Origin of the sequence: Qipengyuania sp. MTN3-11, assembly GCF_042851825.1 — a bacterium.
Classification (GTDB): Bacteria; Pseudomonadota; Alphaproteobacteria; order Sphingomonadales; family Sphingomonadaceae; genus Qipengyuania.
In genome coordinates this window covers 514,531-538,389 of sequence record NZ_BTGM01000002.1, presented here as the reverse complement: position 1 = coordinate 538,389, position 23,859 = coordinate 514,531, and the positions used below count along the sequence as shown (strand labels likewise).

Below are 23,859 nucleotides of genomic sequence, written 5' to 3'. Positions count from 1 at the left end.
ATCCCAGAGCGATAAGGTAGCGGTGCTCCGCGGCCTCAGACATCCTCGCTGATGCGGCCGTAGAGCTGGGGGCGGCGATCGCGGAAGAAGCCCATGCCCGCGCGGTGCCGCGCGGCACGCTCGAGGTCGAGCGTAGCTACCAGAACACCCTCTTGATCGGCACCGAACTCCACCACCAGATCGCCCCATTCGTCGCTGACGAAGCTGTGGCCGTAGAAACGGTTGCCGGCTTCCTGCGTGCCCTCGTGGCCGATCCGGTTGGCGGCGGCGACCGGCATGCAGTTGGACACCGCATGGCCGATCATCGCCCGGCGCCACATCCGGCTGGTGTCGAGATCGGCGTCGTAGGGCTCGGACCCGATCGCGGTGGGATAGAACAGGACTTCGGCCCCCATGAGCGCCATCACCCGCGCGCTTTCGGGGTACCACTGGTCCCAGCAGACGCCGACCCCGACCCGCGCAGTGGCGCCTGCGTTCTCCCCGGTGCAGGGCACGTCCCAGACCTTGAAGCCGTCGTTGCCCGGACGGAAATAGTATTTTTCCTCGTAGCCGGGGCCGTCCGGGATGTGGCTCTTGCGGTAGGTGCCCATGATCGCGCCGTCGGGGCCGATCATCGCCAGCGTGTTGTAATAATGGTGCCCGTCGCGCTCGAAGAAGCTGGTGGGAATAACGATCCGGTGCTTCGCGGCCAGTTCCTGCATTGCGAGGACGCTCGGGTGTTCGGCGGTCGGCCGAGCGCGGGCGAACAGCGCCTCGTCTTCCACGCGGCAGAAGTACTCTCCGGCGAAGAGTTCGGGCGGCAGGACGATCTGCGCCCCGCGTTCGGCGCCCTGCGACACCAGTTCGGCCACGGCCGCGATATTGTCCGTTTCCCGGGCCCGGGCGAGCGGCAGCTGCAGAACGGCGACGGTCAGAGTGCGCATGGTCGCGCGATCTATTTGGGCCGGAGCGCGAAGTCCACCGATACCGCCACCCGGCTGGTGGTCTGGCCGGGCATGATCCGGCCGCCTTCCTCGGGCATGGCCATCGTCTGGACCACGGGGGCAACCGGCGGTGGCGGCGCGCCGGGAATGTAGCGATCGCCCTGCGATCCGCCGCCGTCGCGGATGGTGAGGACCCGCGCGATCTCCATGTCCGCCGCCTCGGCATAGGCCTCGGCGCGTGCGCGGGCGGCCCTGAACGCCTCGCCATAGGCGGCGTTGGCCGCCCTCTCGCTGTCGGAGATGCGAAGGTCCGGTCCGGACAGGACATTGGCTCCCGCCTCGGTCGCCGCGGTCACCGCGCGCCCGGCATTGTCGATGTCGCGGACGGTGACCGAGACGACGTTGCTCGCCTGGAACTGGCCCTTGCGGTCGCCGTATTCGATGCGCTGGATCCCGACCGTACGCGTCTGGATGTCCTCTTCGGGAATGCCCGCCGCACCGAGCGCGGCAACGACGTCCTCGATATCTTCGGTGTTCGCCTCGCTGGCCGAGGATGCGCTGGTCGACCAATTGTTGACCCCGACCTCGAAGAAAGCCTCGTCGGGGCGGGTCTCGGCCTCGCCGGTTGCGCTGACCGAGAGCAGCGTCTCGTCGTGATCGACCCCACGGGGATCGTAGGGCGCATCGCCGCAAGCGGCGAGGCCGAAGGTCGCGACAGAGGCGAGGGCAAGCACATTCCTGTTCACGGCAATTCTCCCGGCGGCGATGTCGCTCTTTCGCTTGCAGCGCAAAGACTTAACCGGAGCTGGCGTTCAGCCCGAATGGTCTGCGACGATGCGCCAGCCCTCGTCCTCGCGCGCGAAGACCAGAGAGGTCGGGCCGCTCGCCGGCTCGCGATCGGGCCAGGTCAGGGTGTAGCGGCCCACGAGCAGCGCGTGATCGGGACCGAGGGGGCGGAAATCCAGAGTCTCGATCGCCAGTTCGCCGCGTGACGCAGCATCGGCGAAATCGTAATCGGTCGCGTAGCGTTCCGCCATGCTCGCGCGGCCGCGCACCAGTTCGTCGCCCGAGATATAGGTGATGTCCGGTGCCGCAGAATAGGCGCCGATGAAGCGGTCCATATTGCCCGCGTTCCAGCCGGCGACGCTTTCGGCCAGAGCCGCTTCGACCTCGGAGCGGACCTGTTCGGGAGATGCGTCCGCCTTCTCCGTTTCCTCCGCCATGCGTACCTGGCGCGGTTCGAGCGCCGCGTCGCAGGCACTCACCGCCAGCGCCAGCCCGAGGGCAAGGAGGATACGTCCGGCCATCACCGCTTGCGGAACATCAGGGTCATGCGGTCGCTTTCGCCCAGCTCGCGCGTCTGCGCGTCCATCGCATCGTCTCCGCCGAGCGATGGCGGCATCGTCCATACGCCGCCTTCCCAGTTCGCCGGATCGCGCGGATTGGCGTTGACTTCGCTTGCGGCGACCAGCTCGAAACCCAGAGATTCGACGAAGCCGACCACGTCGTCCTGCCGCAGATAACCTTTGGAGCCATTGGCATAATCGGCCGATGCATCCGCGGGCGCGCGATGCTGGACCACGCCGAGGATACCGCCCGGCTTGAGCAGCGCGCGCATCTTCTTAAGCTCGCTGTCGGCAATGTTCCAGCGCATGAGGTTGTGCATCATCCGCACGACCAGGATGCGATCGAAGGTGCCGACCTGATCCTCGGGCAAGGTTTCCAGGGTGAAGCCGGAGAAATTGTCGGCGGGCAGACCGGTGAACTCGGCCGCCTCGGCCGCGAAACCGGCGGCCCCGTCGCGGATGCCCTGCTGCGACTGGGCGTTGAACGGCCCGCTGGTGGGATCGAAATAGAGGCCGACCAATTGCCCTTCGCCGCCGAGATAATGGCCGAGCACGCGGGTGTACCAGCCCCCGCCGGGTGCATATTCGCCGACCTTCATGTGGGGCCCGACATGGAAGAAGGCCAGCGTTTCGGCGGGATGGCGATACTGGTCGCGGGCGCGGTCTTCCGACCGGGTGGGGTGGTTGAGCGCTGCGGAAAGCTGCTCGCCGTGGTTTTGCATGAAGGCTTCCTGGTCCATCACATGGTCCATGCCTTCGTTGTGGTGGCCGTCGTGCGAACCGGCCCCCTCGTGCTCGGGCTGCTGCTGGGCGAAGGCGGGCGCGGCCATCGCGAGCGCGGCGATGGCGGCTAGAGTGATACGCATGACGAAGCTCCCTGTGTTGCATCCTCATCCTGCCCTTGCGCGGTGCGGATGACAAGCGGGAGACGGCTTCCTACATCCCCTGGCAAAGGAGATACGACCATGGCCGATACGGAGACCGCGATCGTTGCGGGTGGATGCTTCTGGTGCACGGAAGCGGTGATGAACGATGTCGTGGGCGTGAAAAGCGTCGAGAGCGGCTATATCGGCGGCGACGCGCCCGATCCGACCTACAAGCAGGTGTGCAGCGGCACCACCGGCCATGCCGAGGCGGTGAAGGTGGAATTCGATCCGGCGGAGATTTCGCTCGCCGACCTGCTCGACGTATTCATGGGCACCCACGATCCGACCCAGCTCAACCGCCAGGGCAACGATGTCGGCACGCAGTATCGCAGCGCCATCTTTCCGCTCGAGGGGCAGGAGGACGAGGCCCGCGCCGCGATCGAGCGCTGGAACGCCGACCATGCCGGCGAGCAGGCGGTGACCACGATCGAGAGCGGAACCTGGTACCCGGCCGAGGACTACCATCAGGAGTATTGGGAGGGCGAGGGACAGCGCAATCCCTACTGCCTCGCTACCATTCCGCCCAAGCTGATGAAGCTGCGCAAGAGCTTCCAGAAGCACCTCAAGGCGGAGGCGTAGTCTCGCTGCGCCAGCGGGCAACGAAGAACCCGTCGAGCCCGCCCTGCGCGGACAGCATCCCGGGATCGGTGCGCAGCCAGCCATCGGGCCGGGAGTCGAGGCCGGCGGGCAATTCTTCCGGGCGCACCGGCAGCGGGGCGAGCGGAACCGCATCGGCCTGCGCCTCGCCTTCCTCCGGCTCGAGCGAACAGACCGCATAGACCAGCATGCCGCCGGGTTTCAGCCAGTGGCGCGCCCGTTCGAGAAGCGCGGTCTGAAGCTGGGACATTTCGGCGATCTGTCGCGCGCGGATACGATGGAGGACGTCGGGATGGCGGCGAGCGGTGCCCGTTGCGGTGCAGGGCGCATCGAGCAGGATCGCGTCGAAGCGGTGCTTGGGCTCCCACGCCAGCGCGTCGGCCCGCAGCGGGTTCGCCGCGAGCCCGGTCCGTTTCAGATTTGCCTTGAGCAGATCGAGCCGCCGCTTGGAGATGTCGAGCGCGGTCACTTGCCAGCCCGCGGCCGCCAGTTGCAGCGTCTTGCCGCCCGGGGCGGCGCACAGGTCGAGCGCCTGCCGCCCCTCGCCCGGACCGAGCAGGCGGGCTGGGAGCGAGGCTGCGAGATCCTGCACCCACCAAGCGCCGCCACCGTTTTTGGCGCCGAAACCGTCCAGCCGCTCCACCGCCTCGCCGCGCGGCAGCCGGACATGGCCGGGCATCAGGCTTTCGCCGCCCAGCCGGTTTGCCCAATGCGCGGTTTCCCGTGGATCGCGCAGCGCCAGGTCGAGCGGTGGCGGCTCGGCGAGCCCGGCAGCGATCGGACCGGACCGCGCGCCCCAGCGCTCGGCCACATCGGCGGGCAGCGTGGGGTATTCCGGCAGCTTCGCATTTCGCGCGGTCAGGGCGGAGAAGACACCGTGCGCCAACCGTCGCGGCCCCCCGGACAGCAGCGGCAGCCCGGTCGCCACCACCGCATGCGGCGGGGTTTCGAGCCGCAGCCACTGAGCCAGCATCATGCGCAGGACCATGCGCGGCTTGGCGTCCTCGGGCAGCGGCCGCTCGGTGGCGGTATCGATCAGCGTGTCGAGATCGACCAGCCAGCGCAGGCTCTCCGAAGCGATCGCGCGTGCCAGCGCCCGATCCTCGGGCTTGCGGACATCTTGCGTCGCTCCGCCGAAGCTCTGGTCGAGCGTTTCCCCGCGCCGCAGCACCGCATCGAGCAGGCGCAGCGCGGCGCGGCGGGCGTGAAATCCTGGCGGCGTGGGCATGGCCCCGCGCCTAGGCGGGATTGAAACCGCGCGCCAGCCCGCGCATTCCTGTCGTATGGAACGCGCCACCAAACGACCCGAGGGTTTCGAGAAGCCCGCCCACTGGACCAACGAGCCGCCTCCGGCACCAGAGAGATGTCCGAACGAGGAAGAGCTCAGCCCAACCCGTTACGGCGACTGGGTGAAGGACGGCATCGCCATCGACTTCAGCTAAAGCGGCTTGAGCGCGATTTTCAGTCCGTCCTTGGGCTGGGGGATCGGCCAGGCCTGCCAGTCGGGATCGTAGCCCTCCTCCGCCTCGATCCGGTAGCGGGTCAGAAGCTGCGCCATCAGCACCTTGATCTGCATGTAGGCGAAATGCAGCCCCAGGCACATGTGCGCGCCGCCGCCGAAGGGGACCCAGGCGTATTTGTGCCGGGCCTTCACCTCGTTCGCGGTGAAACGCTCCGGATCGAAGCGATCGGGGTCCGGCCAGTGCTCTTCCAGATGATGGACGAGATGCGGGTTGATCCCGACCGAGGCGCCGGCGGGAATGGTGTAGCCGGCGTAGTCGAAACTGCGCAGCGCCCGGCGGGGGATGCTCGGAACCGGGGGGATCATGCGGAGCGCCTCCTTGAACGCCATCTCGGTCAGCTCCGGCTTGCCGAGATCGTCGTAAGACAAGTCGCCGCTGTCGCCGGTGATCGCGCGCAGTTCCTCGCGCAGCCGGTCCTGCCATGCCGGGTGCTTCGCCAGCAGATAGACCAGCGAGGTGGCGCTCGAGGTGATGGTGTCGTGCGCCGCCATCATCAGGAAGTTCATGTGGTCGACCACCGCCTCGACGCTCATCAGGCTGCCGTCCTCGAACTCGGCGGTGGCGAACTGGCTGAACATGTCCTGCCCGCCGCCCTCGGCCCGGCGCCGCCGGGTCTCGCGGGTGAAATAGTCGACAAGGAAGGCGCGGCCGTCGACCCCCTTCTTCATCCTGGTGAAGGGCAGCGGCTTGCGGATCGGGGCGATCGAGGCCTGGACCATGTCGACGAAGGCTTGGTTGATCCGATCCGCCTCGGGACCGAAGGGCAGGCCGATGAAGCTGTCGGCGGCGAGGTCGAGCGTCAGCTGCTTGATCGCCGGATAGAACGTCATGGGGCCCGCGCCCCACTCCTGCACGCGCTGCGAGATCCCGCGGTTGAGGCTGTCGGCGTAATGCCGCATCGGCCCCGGCTTGAAGGCGATCGAGAGCGCCCGGCGGTCGGCGCGGTGATGATCGAAATCGAGCAGCATCAGGCCGCCAGGAAACAGCCGGTGCAGCACGGGGCTCCAGCCCTGATCGGAGGAGAAGATCTTCGCCCGATCGAACAGCATCAGCTCATTGGCCTCCGCCCCGATCAGCGCGACGTGCCAGGCGCCCATGGTGCGGACCTTGTAGACCGGACCGTAGGTCTCGAACATGCGCCGGGAAAAGGCGTGTGGGTCCTTCAACTGGTTGAAGGTGTGCCCGACCAGCGGCGCGCCCTTCTCGCCAGGAATGTGGTCGAGATGTTCGGGCGGGAGGCGATTGCGCCAATGGGTCGGCTGGAATTCGGGCGGTTGGTGGGCGGCGAGGGTGGCCATGGGTTGCTCCTGACAACTTACGCCCGTGTAAGTAAGCGCGCCGGCTAAATCCACCCCGCCAGTTCGCGGCGGACGATCGTCTCCAGCATCGCCATCCCCGCATCGCCGTCGTTGAGGCAGGAAAGCGCGGCAAAGTCCTCGCCGCCCGCCGCCTCGAACTGCTCGCGACCCTGGATCGCGAGTTCTTCCAGAGTCTCGAGACAATCGGCGGAAAAACCCGGTGCGGCGATGGCCAGGCGCCTGGTTCCGCCCGCCGCCAGTTCCGCGATCGTGGCGTCGGTTGCGGGTTCGAGCCATTTGGCCCGGCCGAAGCGCGACTGGAAGCTGGTCCGGATTTCCAAACCGCGACCGGCAAGTTTGTCGCCGAGCAGCCGCGCGGTCTTGCGGCAGTGACAGTGGTAGGGATCGCCGAGATGCAGCGTGCGCTCCGGCATGCCGTGGAAGCTCAGCAGCAGCACCTCGGGCGAGAACGCGAGCGCGTCGAGCTGGGCGCCGATGTCGCTCGCCAGCGCTTCGATATAGGCCGGATCGTCGTGATAGGGCGGCAGGGTGCGCAGCGAAGGTTGCCAACGCATTTCCCGCAGCTTGTCCGCAGCCTTGTCCACAACCGTCGCAGTCGTCGCGGCGCAATATTGCGGGTAGAGCGGAGCCAGCAGAATGCGCTCGCATCCGGCATCCATCAGCGCCTGAAGCCGATCGCCGATCGCCGGCGTGCCGTAACGCATCGCCCAGTCGACCCGCACGGTATCGCCCAGACGGGCCTGGAGCTTTTCCGCCTGGGCCCGGGTGATCGCGGCGAGCGGGGAGCCGTCTTCGCGCCAGACCTTGCGATAGGCCTCGGCGCTCTTCTTCGGGCGGGTGTTGAGGATGATTCCGCGCAGGATCGGCTGCCAGGCAATGGCGGGGATCTCGACCACGCGCCGGTCGGACAGGAACTCGCCGAGATAGCGCCGGACCGAGCCCGTATCGGCCGCATCAGGCGTGCCGAGATTGACCAGCAGCACGCCGATGCCGCCGCTGAGAACCGCAGGATGATCGCCTGGAAGGGACTGGGGCTGCCATGTCATGTCGGTATTCTCACAATCCTTCCGATAGCAGCGGCAGGCGCCGGAAGCGAAGCCCGGTCGCGGCGAACAGCGCGTTGGCGATGGCCGGCGGCGCGACCGCCACGCCGAGCTCGCCGGGATCGAAGGGCGCGGCTTCGCTCTCCACGAAATCGAGCGCGATCTCGGGCATGCTCGCCAGCGTCGGCAGGCCCATGTCGCGCAGGCTCGCAGGCTCCGGCCGGCCCGCAACCCATTCGGGGCTCGATCCGGTGGCGAGCGACAGGCCGAAGATCAGCCCGCCCTCGATCTGCTGCCGGGCGAGGTCGCGGTTCACGATGCGGCCGATATCGACGACCGCGGTCAGCCGTTCGACCTGGACTCCGCCGGCCCCCAGCCGCGCCTGCGCGACACAGGCAATGAAGCCGGCGTCCTCGCTCTCGCCGCCCGGCCCTTCCATCCGGACCATCGCCAGGCCCTGTCCGCTGCCTTCGCCGCCGCCATCCCAGCCGCCGAACCGGGTGGCGCGCCGCAGCACGTCGGCCATGCGCCCGTCCGCCCCCAGCATCGCCATGCGGTAGAGAAAGGGATCGCGCCCGGCCGCGCGCGCCAGTTCGTCGACGAAACATTCGTTGGCGAAGGCGGTATAGGCCGGGGCATTGCCGCGCAGCCGCCCGGTCGGCAGGTCGAGCGTCACCGGGACATGGTCGATCGCCACCGCCGGGATCGTGTAGGGCGACATGGCCCCTTCGAGCGCCAGCGGATCGGCCTCGCCCGCAGCCTCGCGAATCGCTGCCTCCGGAGTCGAATTGTCGAACAGGCGGTTACCGAATTCGCGCACCGTCGCGGGGCAGGCGACGCGCGCGCGCCAGGCGGCGGGCAGGCCTTCCTCAGCCAGTGCCGCGGTCAGCCGGATTGCCAGTGGAGTGCGGGGCGGCAGCGTCTTGGCCTCCTCGCGCCGCGGCCAGGTCAGCTGCACCGGGCGGCCGATTTCGTAGGCGATCTGCGCCGCCTCGATCGCGTGCTGGCGTTCCAGCCGCGCATCGAAGCTGCCCCCGGCACCCATGGGATAGAGCACCACGTCGCCGTCCGACAATCCGATCGCCTTCGCCGCAGCCCGCCTCGCGGCTTCGGGTGCCTGGCTGGCGATCCACAGTTCCAGCTTGCCATCGGCGAAATGCGCGGTCGCACTCGCCGTCTCGATCGCATTGTGCACCGCTGGCCCGATGTCGTAGCGCCGGACGAACTCGGGGTCGGCGAGCGCGGCGTCGGGCTCGCCGCGCGTGGTGATCCGGTGTGCCTCGCCCGTGGCCAGTCCGGCGTCGAGCCGTTCCCCTATCGTGCCGTGATCGACGGCCTTTGGCCCCGAGAACCGCGGGCGCATGGCCGCAAGGGCCTGCTCCGCCTGCCACCAGCTTTCGGCGACGGCGGCGATCCAGCGCCGCGAGGTGACCAGGGTGATGACCCCCGGAACCCGGGCAGCCAACGCAGGATCGAACCCGGTCAATTCGGGAAGACCCATGGGTCCATGGCGAATCGAGGCGTGGACCATGCCCGGAAGCCGCACGTCGCCGGCGAAGAGAAAGCTGCCGTCGACCTTGGCGGGCAGGTCGAGCCGGGGATAACGCGTTGAAGCCCCGGTTTCCCCGAGGACCACGGCATCCTCCGGCGCATCCAGCGGTGCCTCGGTGCGCAACGGCGGTGGATCGGGAGGATCGAAGCCCGCCGCATCCTCGGCCAGCTCGCCGAAGGTGGCGCGGTTGTTTCCGTGCGACACGATGCCCTGCGCGACATCGCATTCCTCCCAGGCGACGTTCCACCTATCGGCCGCCGCCATCGCCATCAGCGCGCGCGCGGTCGCGCCCGCCTCGCGCGCCGGCGTCTCGTAGGCGGCGAGACTGGTGCCGTCGGCGGTGGCGATGAAACGGGTCTCGCTGGCGAACCTTTGAGCATTGGCGAGCGCGGGAAGCCGGGCCCACAGCGGCTTCCACTTGCCGGCGAGCGGGACATTGGGCTGCGCGCCGCTGGGCGGAGCGGGGATCACCGCGACCTGCCGCCAGTCGGCACCCATCTCCATCGCCACGACCTGCGGCAACAGCGTGGTCACCCCCTGACCCATCTCCAGTTGCGGCACGGCGACCGTCACCACCCCGTCGCGGGCGACCGTCAGCCAGGCACCGAAGCCGGTTTCGCCGGGCGCGGGTTCGAGCGGGGGGTCGTAGCTTCGCGGCCACAGCCGCCATGCGACCACCAACCCCCCGCCCAGCGCCGCGCCGGTGAACACCTGGCGGCGCGTGACCGGAAGGGTGGTCAGGCGTTCGCGCCAAGCCATTCGGAGACCTTGCGGGCGATCGCCTCGAAGGGTGCGGCAAGCTCGCCGCCCTGCGCGGCGGGCGGCTCGCCGGAATCGCTTCCCTGGCGAATGCCGAGCGCGAGCGGAATGCGGCCGAGGAAGGGCAGTTCCAGCCCCTCTGCGGCCCGTTCGACGCCGCCGGTGCCGAACGGATCGGACACCTCGCCGCAATGCGGGCAGACATAGCCGGACATGTTCTCGACCAGCCCGATCACCGGCACCTTGGACTGTTCGAACAGCGATCCGGCCCGCGCCGCATCGATCAGCGCAAGATCCTGCGGGGTCGAGACCAGAACCGCGCCGGCGGGCTTGAACTTCTGCAGCATGGTCAACTGGACGTCGCCGGTCCCGGGTGGCAGATCGACCAGCAGCAGGTCCGCCGGTCCCCATTCGGCATCGACCAGCTGGCCCAGCGCATTGCCCGCCATCGGCCCGCGCCAGGCGATCGCCGCGCCTTCCTCGACCAGATGGCCCATCGAGAGCACCGGCACGTCCCAGCGATTGGGCACGGGCACGAGCTTGTTGCCGGCGAGTTCGGGTCGCTTGCCGCGATTGCCGAGGATGGTCGGCTGCGACGGGCCGTAGATATCGGCATCGACGAGACCTACCGCATGACCAAGGTTCCTGAGCGCGATGGCGAGATTGGCGGTCAGCGTGGACTTGCCGACCCCGCCCTTGCCCGATCCCACGGCGATGATGCGCCGCGCCCTCTTCTCGGCGGTCAGCACCACGCGGACCTCGTCGACATCCTCGCGGGCACCGATCAGATCGCGAACGGCATTTTCGATCTCACCCCGAGCAGTGTTGTCGAGGCCGGCGACATCGACGACGACGATGGCGCGCCCGTCCTTGACCCCGCCCGAGACGACGCGCGCGGCGATCGACGCGGGGAGGGAGGCGATGATTTCGGTGTCGCTCATCGACTGGCGCGGGTGCCGGATCGAAAAGCCGCGCACAACCCCTGTTATTCCGCCAAACCACACCTATACATAGCAGCATGAGAATTCTGGACGGGTTCGGACGAAAGATCGGGCTGGCGATGGCCGGCCGCAATCCCTGGGGTAGGCCTTCGGGGGGCGATGGGGAATCGGGCGGCGATTCCGGGGACGATGCGCCCAAGGCGGACAAACCTTCGAAATCGGGCGGCCCCAGGAACCCGTGGCTGCCGCCGGGTTCGGGTGGCTCCGGAGGCCGCGGCGGGCCCCGCCGTTCCGCCAATATCGAGGATATCTTCAAGAATCGTGGACCCGAAGGGCCGCGTCGCCTGGGTGGCGGCGGCGGACCGGGCGGGCCCAATTTCCGCATTCCCACGCGGCCGGGCGGCAAGAGCTGGGCCCCGCTGATCATCGGCGCGGTGGTCGCGATCTGGGTGCTGTTTACCAGCATCCACTTCGTCCAGCCGCGCGAACAGGGCCTCGTCACCTGGTTCGGCAGCAAATATTCCCACACCATGTCGCCCGGCACGAACTTCACCCTGCCCTGGCCGATCCAGTCGGTGGACGTGCAGGACGTCAGCGAGATCCGCACCGAGACCATCGGCGACGGCGGGGAAAACCTGATCCTCACCGGCGATCAGAACCTGGTCGACCTGTCCTATGTCGTGCGCTGGAACATCAAGGATCTGGTGCAATTCCGCTTCGAACTGGCCGATCCGCAGGACACCCTGCGCGAGGTCGGCGAGGCGGCAATGCGGGCCGCGGTGGCCGAGACGGAACTCGACCGGGTGCTGTCCGGCGAGGGGCGCGAACAGGTCGAGAGCCGGGTGCGCAGCCGGATGCAGGAAATCCTCGATGCCTACGGTGCGGGGATCGCGGTGCAGGGCGTCGAGATCGCCCGGACCGAAGCGCCCGAGCAAGTGATCGAGGCGTTCAACGACGTCCTCGCCGCGCGCCAGGACCGCGAGCGCAATCTGAACGAGGCGCGCCGTTACGAGCAGCAGCTGCTCGCCGCCGCGCAGGGTAGTGCCGCGGAGTTCAACGAGATCTACGAGCAGTATCGGCTGGCGCCCGAAGTGACCCGTCGCCGGCTCTATTACGAGACCATGGAGAGCGTGCTCGCCAACACCGACAAGACCATCGTCGAGGCCGACGGGGTGACGCCCTACCTGCCGCTGCCGGAAATCCGTCGCCGGGCGCAGCAGGCCACGCCGCCGTCCGCCGGTCCCTCGAACGGGGGGGAGCAGTAGGATGGAAAACGTCTGGCAGAACCACAAGCTCACGATCATCGCGGTGATCGCCCTGATCATCGCGCTGCTCAGCTCGATCGTGATCGTCCCCGAGACCCACCAGGCGGTGAAGATCCGCACGGGTGAACCGGTGAGCGTGATCAACCGCTTCGATCCCGACGAGCCCTACGGTTCGACCGGGGCCGGGCTGTGGTACCGCATCCCGCTGATCGAGCGTATCCAGATGGTCGACCGACGCATCCAGGACCTCGACATGGAAGGGGAGACCGTCCTTTCCAACGACCAGCAGCGTCTCGAGGTCAACGCCTATGCCCGGTTCCGCATCTTCGATCCGGTCCTGTTCGTCGAACGCGCCGGTTCGGAAGAGCTGCTCAAGAACCAGCTCGAGCCGATCCTCACCTCGGTGCTTCGCCAGGAGCTCGGCCGGCGCACCTTCGCCAGCCTGCTGACGCCCGAACGCGGCAATGCGATGGAGAACATCCGCGCCGAACTGGACGAGGAAGCGCGGCAATACGGAGCGCAGGTCCTCGACGTGCGCATCAAGCGCGCGGACCTGCCGGAGGGCACGCCGCTCCAGGCCGCCTTCACCCGCATGCAGTCCGATCGGCAGGAAGAGGCCGAGACGATCCGCGCCGGCGGCCGCCGCGATGCGCAGATCATCCGCGCCGAATCCGAAGCGGAAGCCGCGCAGATCTATGCCGAGGCCTATGGCAAGGATCCGGACTTCTACGATTTCTACCGCGCCATGCAGTCCTACCGCACCACGTTCCAGTCGGGACAGGGCCAGAGTTCGATCATCATGGACGACCAGAACGAGTATCTGCGGCAGTTCCGCGGAGGCCGTTGACCGTTCGTCGAGCGGGACCCGCGGCGTTCAATCCGCGTTCAGCGGATACGGATGTAATTGACCCCGATCTGACGGGGCGGAGCGTCTTTTTCGCGCGCCCTGCGACACTGATGGAAATGAGAGCAAGAAGGTGATGCCCGTGCGATATGCCTATGGACTGACGAGTGCCCTGCTGGTTGGCGGGGCCGCGATTTCGTTGGCGACCGGTTACCCGGCCGGCGCCCAGGTGGCACAGAACGACGACAGCCGCATGGCCAGCGCGGTGCCGCGCGAAGGCGCGCCCGAAAGTTTCGCGGCGCTGACAGCACAATTGCAGCCGGCGGTGGTCAACATCTCGACCCGGCAGCGGGTTCAGGTGAGCCAGGGCGGCAACCCCTTCGCCGGCACACCCTTCGAGGAACTGTTCAACCAGCGCCGCGGCCAGCAGCAGGAGCCGCAGTTCCGCGAGGGCCAGTCGCTCGGCTCGGGCTTCTTCATCTCGGCCGACGGCTACATCGTGACCAACAACCATGTCGTCAGCCCGACCGGACGCGGCACGGTGGAAGAGATAACCGTGACCCTTCCCGACGGCACCGAATACGATGCCGAGCTGGTCGGCAACGATGCGGCGAGCGATCTCGCGGTGCTCAAGGTCAGCGGTCGCGACGACTTTCCCTACGTCCGGTTCGGCGATTCCAGCCAGGCGCGTGCCGGCGACTGGGTGATCGCCATCGGCAATCCCTTCGGCCTCGGCGGAACGGTGACCAGCGGAATCGTCTCGGCGGTACTGCGCAACACCGGCGGCGGTGCCTACGACCGCTACATCCAGACCGATGCCAGCATCAATCGCGGCAATTCGGGCGGCCCGCTGTTCGACATGCAGGGCAACGTCATCGGCATCAACAACGCGATCTTCTCGCCCTCGGGCGGCAGCGTCGGGATCGGTTTCGCGATCCCTGCCGAAACCGCGGCGCCGATCGTCGAGCAGCTGCGTCAGGGCCAGAACATCGAGCGCGGCTATCTCGGCGTCAGCATCCAGCCGGTCAGCGACGACCTGGCCGATTCGCTGGGTCTGCCGCAGAACCAGGGCGAATTCGTCCAGACCGTCCAGCCTGGCGAGCCGGCCGAAGCCGCGGGCATCCGTCCGGGCGACATCGTCATCCGGGTCAACGACCGGCCCGTGACCAGCGACCAGACGCTGTCCTTCCTGGTCGCCAACATTGCGCCAGGCACGACCATCCCGATCGATCTCGTCCGCGACGGCGATCGCCGCCGCGTTAATGTGACCGTGGGCCGCCGGCCGAGCGAGGAGGAACTGCGCCAGCAGCAGATGTTCGATCCGAACGCGCAGCAGGAAGACGAGCTGTCGCCGAGCGAGAACGGCGGAACGATCGAGGACCGGCTCGGGCTCTCGGTGCTGCCGCTGACCCCGCAGATCTCGCGCCAGCTCGGGGCCGGCCCCGACATCAGCGGGCTCGCCATCGCCGCGGTCGACCAGTCGTCGGACGCGGCCCGCAAGGGCCTGCAGCGCGGCGACATCATCGTCAGCGCCAATTACCGCGAGATCGCCAGCATCGCCGATCTCGAGGCGGCGATCCGCGCGGCCCAGGCCGAGGACCGCGAGGCGCTGCTGCTGCGCATCCGCAACCGCAACGGGCAGCTGGTCTACCAGGCCGTTCGCCTGCGCTGATCCTCGGGTTCGAAAAAAGCACGGAGCCCTCCGGCCGTCTTGGCCGGGGGGCTTTCTTTTTGCGCGGCGCAAATGCACCCGGCTAGCGCTGAACCGGGCTCCGGGTGGTCTGGGGCACTGGCGTCGGCGGTGGCGCCGGACGCGGGCGGCGATCCTCGGAACCGGTCGCGCGTTCCAGAAAGTCGTCGCTTGCAGCCTGATCGTCCTCGCTACGGTCGGGGCCATGCGGCGGGCGCGGACGGTCGAGATCGCCGGGCAGGCGTTCGCCCTCGACCGGGAAAGGATTGTCGCGGCTTCCTTCTTCCCCACGACCCGGCTCGATCAGATTGCCCTGCTCATCGATGAAATAGTAATCGTCGGGTTCGCCGAAGAGATATTCCTCGTCGGGCTCCAGCTGCCATTCGGGAAGCTTGAGCTCGGTCTCGAATTCCTCGACCGGGCGGTTCTTCACCGCATAGCGCATATAGGCGGCGAAGGCGCGGGCCGGGGCGGTCCCGCCCTGGAGGCCGCCGACCCGCGCATTGTCGTCGCGGCCCATCCATACCCCGGTGGTGATGCCGCTGGAAAAGCCGACGAAATAGCCGTCCTTGTTGGAACTGGTGGTGCCGGTCTTTCCGGCGACCGGGCGGCCGATCTGCGCCGCGCGCCCCGTGCCGGTGTTGACGGCGGTTTGCAACAGGTCGGTCATCCCGGCGGCGACGTAATCGGGGATCAGCTGCGCCTGCCGCGCGCGCTCGTGCTGATAGAGCAGCTCCCCTTCCGCCGTCGTTACCTTGACGATGCCGTAGGGCTCGACCGAATTGCCCTTCTCGCTGATCGAGGCGAAGGCGCGAGTCATGTCGAGCAGGCGCACTTCGCTGCTGCCCAGGACCATCGCCGGGAAGGTCGAGATCGGAGTGGTGATGCCGAAGCGCTTGGCCATGGAGGCGACGGTGCCGAAGCCGACCTCGTTGCCGAGCTGCGCGGCGACGGTGTTGACCGAATAGGCGAAGGCGGTCCTGAGGCTCATCTCCCCGGCATTGCGGCCGCTCGAGTTGCGCGGGCTCCAGCCGTCGATCGTCACCGGCGTGTCGACCACGCGGTCTTCCGGCGTGTAGCCGGCTTCCAGCGCGGCGAGATAGACGAACAGCTTCCACGAGGAGCCAGGCTGGCGCAGCGCCTCGGTCGCGCGGTTGTAGTTGGTCTGCACGTAGTCGGTGCCTCCGACCAGGGCGAGGATCGCGCCGTCGCGGTCGAGGCTGACCAGCGCGCCCTGGGCGCCGCCGGGCGTGTTGGCCTGGATCGCCGCGGTGGCGGCGCGCTGCATGCCGACGTCGAGCGTGGTCCAGACCTCGATCGGCTCAAAGGTCTCGGGCAGCAGCAGGTCGAGCTGGGGCAGCGCCCAGTCGGTGAAATAGCGCACCGAGTTCTGCCCGTTGTCCTCTTTCAGCCGCACGGCGCTGGGATCGACCGTCGCGTCCTGAGGAATGCGGCCCTGCTCCTTCATCAGCCGCAGGACCACGCTGGCGCGGGCGACGGCGGCATCGACGTCGGCGGTGGGGGAATAGCGGCTGGGTGCCTTGACAAGGCCGGCGATGATTGCCGCCTCGGCGGTCGAGAGCTCGGTTGCGGGATGGCTGAAGAACTTGCGGCTGGCGGAATCGACACCGTAGGCGCCGCCGCCGAAATAGACCTTGTTGAGATAGAGCTCGAGGATCTGTTCCTTGGAGAACTTGGCCTCCATCGCCAGAGCCAGCACCGCCTCGCGCAGCTTGCGGTCGAGCGTGCGGTTGGAATTGAGGAAGACGTTGCGGGCGAGCTGCTGGGTGATGGTGGAGGTGCCGCCGATGCGATCGTCGCCCGTCAGCCCTTCCCAGATCGCGCCGGTCAGGCGGACCGGATCGACGCCGAAATGCGAATAGTAGCGCCGGTCCTCGACCGAAATCATCGCATCCTTCATCACCTGCGGAATCTCGTTCCAGGCGAGCCACTGGCCGTAACTCGGGCCGAGCTCGACGATCTCGCTCCCGTCGCGGGCGCGCACCACGATCGTCTGGCCGGTCTGCGTCGCCTTGAGCTGGTAGTAGGAAGGAAGGGAGCGTGCGGCGAATGCGACCGCGAGGCCAACGAACAGCACGCCGAGCACCGCCAGCGCGCCGCCCCAGACGAACAGCCGCCGCATCCAGAGCCGCCAGCCGCCCTCGCCGCGCGCATGCGCACGCCGCCGTTCGCTCGCGCTCGCCTCGGCAGCGCGCCTGCGGCCCCCGCGCTTCTTTATCTGGCGCCCTCTGCCATCTGCCAATTCATGTCATCCATTGCCCGAATGCGCGCGGTGCATAGGCGAGTTGTAACCGGCGGTGAATAGGCGAGGAGAGAAGTATGCACTCCGGCAGAGATCAGGCCTCCGGTTCGAAATCCAGCGCCGCGGAATTGATGCAGTAGCGGAGCCCGTTTTCGCCCGGGCCGTCGGGGAAGACATGTCCCAGATGGCTCTCGCATTTGGCGCAGACGACTTCGGTGCGGACCATTCCGTGACTGACATCGCGGTGTTCTTCCACCGCGTCGCCTTCGGCCGGAGCGGTGAAGCTGGGCCAGCCCGATCCGCTGTCGTATTTGTCGGCGCTTTCGAAGACGAGCTGGCCGCAGGCGGCACAATGGTACTCGCCCGGCTGCTTGTTCTTGTCGTAGGCTCCCGTGAAGGCTCTCTCCGTCCCCTTCTCGCGCAGCACATGATACTGTTCGGGGGAAAGCTTCTCGCGCCATTCGGCATCGGTGAGATTCATCTTGTCGGTCATGCGAATTCCTTCGGTGTATGTGGCCGGGAAGGGCGTTCACGGGAGGAAACGTGCGAACTCCCGGCGCGGTCCCCATGGTCGCGAATTAGGCATCGACCAGCGCGTAGTGCTTGGGCGGCACGATGCCTTCCATCCGCTCGGACAGCAGCGCGCGGAAGCTGGGGCGGCTTTTGAACACCGAATACCAGCTGCGGGTCTGCTCGTGCCCCGACCAGTCGATACCGCCGAGGTAATCGGCTACCGAGATCTGCGCCGCCGCGGCGAGATCGGCGAGGCTCATCGTCGCTCCGGCAAGCCAGCTGCGGTTGTCGACCAGCCAGTCGATGTAGTCGAGGTGGCCGTGCGCCAGCTTCATCGCTTCGCGCAGCGCGCGCGAATCCGGCGGCTGGCGATAGACGGTGCGTTTCTTGAGCTTCTCGTGGAGCAGCGGTGCGGTCACGTCGGCATGGAAATTCTCGTCGAACAGAGCCACCAGCCGGCGGATTTCCGCCCGGGCCAGCGCCGAGCCGCCGAGCAGGGCGGCGTGCTGCCCGGTCTCTTCCAGATATTCGCAGATCGCCCGGCTGTCGCACAGGGCGATGCTGCGTGCCGGATCGTGCAGCACCGGAACCCGCCCGGCATCGTTCAGCCGCCACAATTCCTCGCGGCCTTCCCACGGCAACTGGGTGACCAGTTCGAAGGGGATGTTCTTCTCGCCCAGCGCCAGGCGAACCTTGCGACTGAAGGGGCAGAGAGGAAATTGGTGGAGTTGCCACATATGTGCGGCAGTCATGCCTCACCGCGTAGGCAAAATCCACTGGCAGGGTGGGGAGATAGCCGGGTTTTTCGCGGTCGAGGTGGCGTCAGCGATCGCCGAGATCGGACGGCAGCGTGTCGCGCAGCTGCTGCGCCATCTCTCGCAGCGCCGGCACCATCCGCGCGACCGCGCCACTCATGGCCCCCACGCTGTCCATCGCGCGGGGAAGTTTGTCCTGCACCTCCCCCGATATACGGCCGGCGCCGGGCGCGATCTTGCGCAGGGTCGCGTCGGGATCGACAAGCCGGATGGGCTCGCCGGTGGTCTCCGCCGCGATCTCGGCCATGGGCTCGAGGATCGGGGCGAGGGGAAGATCGAGCAGGATCTCGGTCATCACCGCCACGGTGGAGGCCAGTTCTTCCTGCCGCGCAGGGTCGGACAGCGTTTCCGCCATGGCCTCAAGCGATTCCGTCTCGCTCGGCGCCGGATAGAGGTCCTGCGCGGCGACGGGCGCGGCCGCCGCGGCGAGCGGAACGGCGGCGATGAGAGACATACGACGAATCATGGCCTGCGACCCTTATTTCGATGTGATGCGCTGTCTGGTCTGCGCGCCATGAACCGACGCTGAAAGCGGGCTAGAGACCCGAAGCCTCGAACAACAGCGTGCAGGCGGGCATCACCGCGTCGAGCCGGCTTTCGTCCGCTGTCAGATCCTCGGCTTCCCGCCGGCCGCGCAGGGCGAGATCCTCGCGGGTGAGGCCGGTGTCGTCGATCAGGCGCGCGAAGGTGCGGACGAAGAATTCCCGGCCGCGCTGCTGGGCGAGCAGGTCGGGCCAATCCTGGCCCTCTGCCTGGCCCTGCCGCTGCCTTTCGGCGGCGAGCGCGATGGCGACCGCGCAGCGCAGCGCGGTCTGCTGCTCGATCGGCAGGTCGACGAGATCGTTCTCGTCCGGGGGAGGGAGGGTTCGGGCGGGGGAAAACTGCGCGGGAGCCGCTTGGGCAAGTATGGCGGCGAGGATCGTGGTGAGCATGACTGGGCTCTAGGGATGACCAAGTGAACCGCAACCGAATTGCGCGCGGGCGAATGGCTTGCGGGGCGCCAGGTGGTTCACTAGGCCGGTGACGAGGAGAATCGTTACATATGAAAACCCGCGCTGCCGTCGCTTTCGAAGCCAAACAGCCGCTCGAAGTGGTCGAGCTGGATCTCGAAGGTCCCAGGGCGGGCGAGGTGCTGGTCGAGATCAAGGCGAGCGGCATCTGCCATACCGATGCCTACACGCTCGACGGGCTCGACAGCGAGGGGATCTTTCCCAGCATTCTAGGGCACGAGGGCTGCGGGGTGGTGCGCGAAGTGGGTGCGGGCGTCACCAGCGTGCAGGAGGGCGATCACGTCATCCCGCTCTACACCCCCGAATGCCGCCAGTGCAAAATGTGCCTCAGCGGCAAGACCAATCTGTGCAGCGCGATCCGCGAGACGCAAGGGCGAGGCCTGATGCCCGACGGGACGACGCGCTTTTCATACAACGGCAAGCCGATCCACCATTACATGGGCTGCTCGACCTTTTCGAACTTCACCGTTTTGCCGGAGATCGCGGTGGCGAAAATCCGCGAGGACGCACCGTTCCACACTACGTGCTACATCGGCTGCGGCGTGACCACGGGCGTCGGCGCGGTGGTCAACACGGCGCAGGTCAAACCCGGCGACAATGTCGTCGTCTTCGGGCTCGGCGGGATCGGCCTGAATGTCATCCAGGGTGCGAAGATGGGGGGCGCGGACCGCATCGTGGGCGTCGACATCAACGCCGACAAGAAGAGCTGGGGCGAACATTTCGGCATGACCGATTTCGTCAATCCCAGGGAGGTCGACGATGTGGTCGCCACGCTGGTCGCGATGCTCGATGGTGGGGCGGACTACAGTTTCGACTGCACCGGCAACACCAATGTCATGCGCCAGGCGCTCGAATGCTGCCACAAGGGCTGGGGCACCAGCATCATCATCGGCGTGGCCGAGGCGGGCAAGACGATCGAGACGCGGCCCTTCCAGCTGGTCACCGGCCGCAATTGGCGCGGTACGGCGTTCGGCGGCGCCAGGGGACGCACCGATGTGCCCAAGATCGTCGACTGGTACATGGACGGCAAGATCCAGATCGACCCCATGATCACCCACGTGCTCAAGCTCGAGGAGATCAACAAGGGCTTCGAGCTGATGCATGCGGGCGAGAGCATCCGCAGCGTGGTGGTTTACGACTGATGGCCGGCAAGGTCAGCCTGGCCGAGAAGTTCGGCCTGTTTTCCGAACAATGGTCGCCCAAGATCGTGGCGCGCTTCAACGACAACGAAGTGCGCCTGTGCAAGCTCGAAGGCGACTTCCACTGGCACCAGCACGACGACACCGACGAGATGTTCCTGGTGATCGAAGGTCGGCTGGAGATCGATTTTCACGATCGCACCGAAACGCTCGGCCCCGGCGAGATGGTGGTCGTGCCCGCCGGCACGCAGCATCGTCCGCGTGCACCGCTGGGCGAAGCCAAGGTCTTCGTGATGGACGCCGCCGACACACCCAATACCGGCGATGCCGCGACAGCCACGCACGCCGTCGATATCTGACCCATCAGCAAGAGGAGCATGACAATGTTCAACCACATCATGATCGGGACCAACGACATTCAGAAGTCCAAGGAATTCTGGACCAAGACGCTCGCGGTGCTCGGCGTTCAGGGTTCGATGGACAACACCGCCTCCTCGGGGCACGAGCGGGTCTTCTTCATGCACAACGGCAACGTCCTCGCGCTCAGCCAGCCGATCGACGGTCAGCCCGCGACCTGCGCCAACGGGATGACGATCGGCTTCAAGTGCGACAGCGCGGAGCAGGTCAAGGAACTCCACGACGCGGCGATCGCGGCGGGCGGCACCACTTGCGAGGATCCCCCGGGTCTGCGCGAAACCACCATGGGCCCGGTGCACCTGTCCTATTTCCGCGATCTCGACGGCCACAAGATCTGCGGCATCTATCGTCCGGGCTGATGAACCGGCTCCGCTCGTCGCAGCGGGGTTGATCCCCTGCCTCCACACAAGGAGGTCCGGCCGATGGAATACCTCTCCCAGAACCGCGCCTTCGGCGGCGAACAATTCGTTCTTTCGCATTCGTCGGAAGCGACGGGAACGGATATGACCTTCTCGGTCTATGTGCCCCCGCACGCGGACGGCACGACGCTGCCGGTGCTGTGGTATCTCTCCGGCCTCACCTGCACCCATGCCAACGTGACCGAGAAGGGCGAATACCGCGCCGCCTGTGCCGAACACGGCGTGGTCTTCGTCGCCCCCGATACCTCTCCGCGCGGCGAGGACGTGCCCGATGCCGAAGGCGAATATGATTTCGGCAAGGGCGCGGGCTTCTATGTCGACGCGACCCAGGCCCCGTGGTCCGAAAACTTCCGCATGCGCAGCTATGTCGAGGACGAACTGCCGCAATTGGTCGCGAGGGAATTTCCGATCGATCTCGCGCGCCAGGCGATCACGGGCCACAGCATGGGCGGACATGGTGCGCTCACCATCGGCTTGCGTAATCCTGACAAGTTCCGCTCAATCAGCGCCTTCTCACCCGTAGTTGCGCCAAGCCAGGTTCCCTGGGGAGAAAAGGCGCTGTCGCGCTATCTCGGCGAGGACCGGTCGGCCTGGCGCGAATACGATTCGGTTGCCTTGATCGAGGATGGGGCGCGGCACGATCACATCCTCGTCGACCAGGGGACCGCCGACCAGTTTCTCGAGGAGCAGCTCAGGACCGGAGCGCTGTCGATGGCCTGCGCGAAGGCCGGCATGAGCCCGACGATCCGGATGCAGGAGGGCTACGACCACTCCTATTACTTCATCTCGACCTTCATGGCCGATCATGTGGCCTGGCACGCGGCGCGGCTGGCCTAGCGGCTGAGTTCGAAGACGGCGAATTCGGCGCGGATATTGGCGGCGGATGCGCCGATGGCGTGCCCGCCGGCAAAGAACCATTCACGTTCGATCGCCGCCGCTTTCTCCCGCGCGAGTTCGCGGAAATCGCGGACCGTGACGTGGTGGATGTTGGGTGTCTCGTACCAGCTCACCGGCAGCGCATTGGTCACCGGCATGCGGCCGCCGAACATCAGCGCGGCGCGGGTGCGCCAATGCGCGAAATTGGGAAAGCTGACGAAGGCCCGGCGCCCGACCCGGAGCAGCTGTTCGAGCATCCGGTCGGGCCGCGCCGTGGTCTGCAAGGTCTGGCTGAGCACGGCATAGTCGAACCCGGCATCCGGGTAATCCGCCAGGTCGCGGTCGGCATCGCCCTGGACGACGCTGAGCCCCTGGCCGACGCAGCGCGCGACGCAGATCGCGTCGATCTCGATGCCGCGCACGTCGCAACCCTGGGCGCGCAGCGCCGCCATCAGCGCGCCGTCGCCGCAGCCGATGTCGAGCACCCGGCGGCCCGCCTCGATGCGCTCGGCGATCACCGAAAGGTCGGGACGAAGGGCGTGCTCAGCCATCGAGGAAGCCCCGCACCACCCGGTCGAGCGCTTCGTGTTCGAGCAGGAAGCTGTCATGCCCGTGCGGTGCCGACAGTTCGACGAAGCTCACCGGTGCTCCCGCGGCATTCAGCGCGTGGACCACGTGGCGGCTTTCCGCCGTCGGATAGAGCCAGTCGCTGTCGAAGCTGACCAGGCAGAAGCGGGCCTCGCTTCCCGCGAACGCATCCGCCAGCCGCCCGCCGTGCTCCTCGGCCAGATCGAAATAGTCCATCGCCCGGGTGATGTAGAGATAGCTGTTGGCATCGAAGCGCTTGGTGAAGCCGCTGCCCTGATAGCGCAAATAGCTTTCGACCTGGAAATCGGCATCGAAGCCGAAGCTCTTGGCTCCCTTGGTTCCGTCCGGGCGGTCCTGCAGCCGGCGTCCGAATTTGCCGGTCAGCCCGTCCTCGGAAAGGTAGGTGATGTGCGCCGCCATACGCGCCACCGCCAGCCCGGCATCGGGCTGGGCGTCCTCGCCATAATAATCCCCCTGTCGCCAGTTCGGGTCGGCCATGATCGCCTGGCGCCCGACCTCGTGGAAGGCGATGTTCTGTGCGCTGTGCCGCGCGGTGGTGGCGACGGCGAGCACCCGGGCCGTGCGCTCGGGCCAGTTGGCGGCGAGGCTGAGTGCCTGCATCCCGCCCATCGATCCGCCGACCACCGCGTGCAGCCGCTCTATCCCCATCATGTCGAGCAGGCCGACGAGCCCACGCACCATGTCGCGGATGGTGATGACCGGAAAGCGCATGGCGTAGGGGCTGCCATCGGACGCGATGCTGGCAGGCCCCGTCGAGCCCATGCAGCTGCCGATGACATTGGCGCAGATGACGTGATAGCGGTTCGTGTCGATCGGCTTGCCGGGCCCGACCATGCGTTCCCACCAGCCGGGCTTCCCGGTGATCGGATGGGTGTCCGCGACGTATTGATCGCCGGTCAGGGCATGGCAGACGAGGATGGCGTTCGACCTGTCCGCCGCCAGTTCGCCATAGGCGGCATAGGCGATCTCGACCCCTTCGAGCAGGCTTCCGCCGTCGAGCTGCAGGGGTCCGGAAAGCTTGCAGATCTGTGCATTGCCCGTCACGCGGAGGCTCTTAAGCGTTGTCGAAC

General features: G+C 67.2%; 25 protein-coding genes. 9 read left to right on the top strand and 16 right to left on the bottom strand.

Features of this window, described 5'->3' with window-relative positions; all coding sequences use genetic code 11:
• Nucleotides 1-35: 35 nt before the first annotated feature.
• From aguB to ACGHN1_RS09840, 4 genes are all read right to left on the bottom strand, one after another.
• Entirely contained in the window at nt 36-923 is an 888-nt protein-coding gene (aguB, locus tag ACGHN1_RS09855) for an N-carbamoylputrescine amidase (RefSeq protein WP_390550770.1), read from the bottom strand.
• 11 nt (nt 924-934) lie between these two features.
• Entirely contained in the window at nt 935-1,669 is a 735-nt protein-coding gene (locus ACGHN1_RS09850) for an SIMPL domain-containing protein (protein WP_390550769.1), read from the bottom strand.
• A gap of 66 nt (nt 1,670-1,735) precedes the next feature.
• A complete protein-coding gene (locus ACGHN1_RS09845; protein WP_390550768.1) occupies nt 1,736-2,230 on the bottom strand; it encodes a YybH family protein in 495 nt (164 codons plus the stop codon).
• A complete protein-coding gene (locus tag ACGHN1_RS09840) occupies nt 2,230-3,135 on the bottom strand; it encodes a class I SAM-dependent methyltransferase (RefSeq protein WP_390550767.1) in 906 nt (301 codons plus the stop codon). The genes ACGHN1_RS09845 and ACGHN1_RS09840 overlap by 1 nt, the downstream gene beginning before the upstream one ends.
• A 99-nt stretch (nt 3,136-3,234) precedes the next feature.
• On the opposite strand from ACGHN1_RS09840, the gene msrA reads away from it, so the two are divergent.
• The gene (gene msrA, locus ACGHN1_RS09835; protein WP_390550766.1) at nt 3,235-3,774 is read left to right on the top strand and encodes a peptide-methionine (S)-S-oxide reductase MsrA; all 540 of its coding nucleotides are present in this window, start codon (nt 3,235-3,237) and stop codon (nt 3,772-3,774) included.
• On the opposite strand, the gene ACGHN1_RS09830 is transcribed toward msrA, so the two are convergent.
• A complete protein-coding gene (locus ACGHN1_RS09830) occupies nt 3,758-5,020 on the bottom strand; it encodes an RsmB/NOP family class I SAM-dependent RNA methyltransferase (RefSeq protein ID WP_390550765.1) in 1,263 nt (420 codons plus the stop codon). The two genes, msrA and ACGHN1_RS09830, sit on opposite strands and share 17 nt — an antisense overlap.
• Nucleotides 5,021-5,075: 55 nt before the next feature.
• On the opposite strand from ACGHN1_RS09830, the gene ACGHN1_RS09825 reads away from it, so the two are divergent.
• Nucleotides 5,076-5,234: a DUF1674 domain-containing protein gene (locus ACGHN1_RS09825; protein WP_390550764.1), complete on the top strand. Its 159-nt coding sequence runs from the start codon at nt 5,076-5,078 to the stop codon at nt 5,232-5,234.
• On the opposite strand, the gene ACGHN1_RS09820 is transcribed toward ACGHN1_RS09825, so the two are convergent.
• The 4 genes from ACGHN1_RS09820 to ACGHN1_RS09805 are packed head-to-tail and all read right to left on the bottom strand — an operon-like array spanning nt 5,231 to nt 10,929.
• On the bottom strand, nt 5,231-6,613 hold the full coding sequence (locus tag ACGHN1_RS09820; RefSeq protein ID WP_390550763.1) for a cytochrome P450: 1,383 nt from the start codon (nt 6,611-6,613) through the stop codon (nt 5,231-5,233). The genes ACGHN1_RS09825 and ACGHN1_RS09820 overlap by 4 nt on opposite strands.
• A 44-nt stretch (nt 6,614-6,657) precedes the next feature.
• Nucleotides 6,658-7,680: a ferrochelatase gene (gene hemH, locus ACGHN1_RS09815; RefSeq protein WP_390550762.1), complete on the bottom strand. Its 1,023-nt coding sequence runs from the start codon at nt 7,678-7,680 to the stop codon at nt 6,658-6,660.
• A 10-nt stretch (nt 7,681-7,690) separates the two neighbouring features.
• Nucleotides 7,691-9,988: a molybdopterin cofactor-binding domain-containing protein gene (locus ACGHN1_RS09810; RefSeq protein WP_390550761.1), complete on the bottom strand. Its 2,298-nt coding sequence runs from the start codon at nt 9,986-9,988 to the stop codon at nt 7,691-7,693.
• Entirely contained in the window at nt 9,967-10,929 is a 963-nt protein-coding gene (locus ACGHN1_RS09805; RefSeq protein WP_390550760.1) for an Mrp/NBP35 family ATP-binding protein, read from the bottom strand. Before ACGHN1_RS09805 ends, ACGHN1_RS09810 begins: the two co-directional genes overlap by 22 nt.
• A gap of 77 nt (nt 10,930-11,006) precedes the next feature.
• Here ACGHN1_RS09805 and hflK point away from each other — a divergent pair, with 77 nt between their 5' ends.
• From hflK to ACGHN1_RS09790, 3 genes are all read left to right on the top strand, one after another.
• Complete coding sequence (gene hflK, locus ACGHN1_RS09800) at nt 11,007-12,194, top strand: protease modulator HflK (protein WP_390550759.1); 1,188 nt, start codon at nt 11,007-11,009, stop codon at nt 12,192-12,194.
• A 1-nt stretch (nt 12,195) separates the two neighbouring features.
• A complete protein-coding gene (gene hflC / locus ACGHN1_RS09795; protein ID WP_390550758.1) occupies nt 12,196-13,041 on the top strand; it encodes a protease modulator HflC in 846 nt (281 codons plus the stop codon).
• A 133-nt stretch (nt 13,042-13,174) separates the two neighbouring features.
• Entirely contained in the window at nt 13,175-14,710 is a 1,536-nt protein-coding gene (locus ACGHN1_RS09790) for a Do family serine endopeptidase (RefSeq protein WP_390550757.1), read from the top strand.
• 82 nt (nt 14,711-14,792) lie between these two features.
• Here the strand turns inward: ACGHN1_RS09790 and ACGHN1_RS09785 are convergent, their stop codons facing one another.
• From ACGHN1_RS09785 to ACGHN1_RS09765, 5 genes are all read right to left on the bottom strand, one after another.
• Nucleotides 14,793-16,871, bottom strand: a complete 2,079-nt coding sequence (locus tag ACGHN1_RS09785) for a transglycosylase domain-containing protein (RefSeq protein ID WP_390550920.1) — start codon at nt 16,869-16,871, stop codon at nt 14,793-14,795.
• A gap of 214 nt (nt 16,872-17,085) precedes the next feature.
• A complete protein-coding gene (gene msrB / locus ACGHN1_RS09780) occupies nt 17,086-17,484 on the bottom strand; it encodes a peptide-methionine (R)-S-oxide reductase MsrB (protein ID WP_390550756.1) in 399 nt (132 codons plus the stop codon).
• An 85-nt stretch (nt 17,485-17,569) separates the two neighbouring features.
• On the bottom strand, nt 17,570-18,241 hold the full coding sequence (locus ACGHN1_RS09775; protein WP_390550919.1) for a glutathione S-transferase family protein: 672 nt from the start codon (nt 18,239-18,241) through the stop codon (nt 17,570-17,572).
• 85 nt (nt 18,242-18,326) lie between these two features.
• Nucleotides 18,327-18,785, bottom strand: coding sequence for a hypothetical protein (locus ACGHN1_RS09770; protein WP_390550755.1), 459 nt, complete (start codon nt 18,783-18,785; stop codon nt 18,327-18,329).
• A gap of 70 nt (nt 18,786-18,855) precedes the next feature.
• Nucleotides 18,856-19,251: a hypothetical protein gene (locus tag ACGHN1_RS09765; protein WP_390550754.1), complete on the bottom strand. Its 396-nt coding sequence runs from the start codon at nt 19,249-19,251 to the stop codon at nt 18,856-18,858.
• Nucleotides 19,252-19,361: 110 nt separating this feature from the next.
• Here ACGHN1_RS09765 and ACGHN1_RS09760 point away from each other — a divergent pair, with 110 nt between their 5' ends.
• From ACGHN1_RS09760 to fghA, 4 genes are all read left to right on the top strand, one after another.
• Nucleotides 19,362-20,471, top strand: coding sequence for an S-(hydroxymethyl)glutathione dehydrogenase/class III alcohol dehydrogenase (locus tag ACGHN1_RS09760; RefSeq protein WP_390550753.1), 1,110 nt, complete (start codon nt 19,362-19,364; stop codon nt 20,469-20,471).
• On the top strand, nt 20,471-20,827 hold the full coding sequence (locus ACGHN1_RS09755; protein WP_390550752.1) for a cupin domain-containing protein: 357 nt from the start codon (nt 20,471-20,473) through the stop codon (nt 20,825-20,827). The genes ACGHN1_RS09760 and ACGHN1_RS09755 overlap by 1 nt, the downstream gene beginning before the upstream one ends.
• Before the next feature lie 24 nt (nt 20,828-20,851).
• Entirely contained in the window at nt 20,852-21,244 is a 393-nt protein-coding gene (locus ACGHN1_RS09750) for a VOC family protein (RefSeq protein ID WP_390550751.1), read from the top strand.
• A gap of 63 nt (nt 21,245-21,307) precedes the next feature.
• Complete coding sequence (gene fghA, locus ACGHN1_RS09745) at nt 21,308-22,141, top strand: S-formylglutathione hydrolase (protein WP_390550750.1); 834 nt, start codon at nt 21,308-21,310, stop codon at nt 22,139-22,141.
• Here fghA and metW read toward each other — a convergent pair.
• On the bottom strand, nt 22,138-22,731 hold the full coding sequence (gene metW / locus ACGHN1_RS09740) for a methionine biosynthesis protein MetW (RefSeq protein WP_390550749.1): 594 nt from the start codon (nt 22,729-22,731) through the stop codon (nt 22,138-22,140). The two genes, fghA and metW, sit on opposite strands and share 4 nt — an antisense overlap.
• Nucleotides 22,724-23,833, bottom strand: coding sequence for a homoserine O-acetyltransferase (locus tag ACGHN1_RS09735; RefSeq protein WP_390550748.1), 1,110 nt, complete (start codon nt 23,831-23,833; stop codon nt 22,724-22,726). The genes metW and ACGHN1_RS09735 overlap by 8 nt, the downstream gene beginning before the upstream one ends.
• Nucleotides 23,834-23,859: the final 26 nt, after the last annotated feature.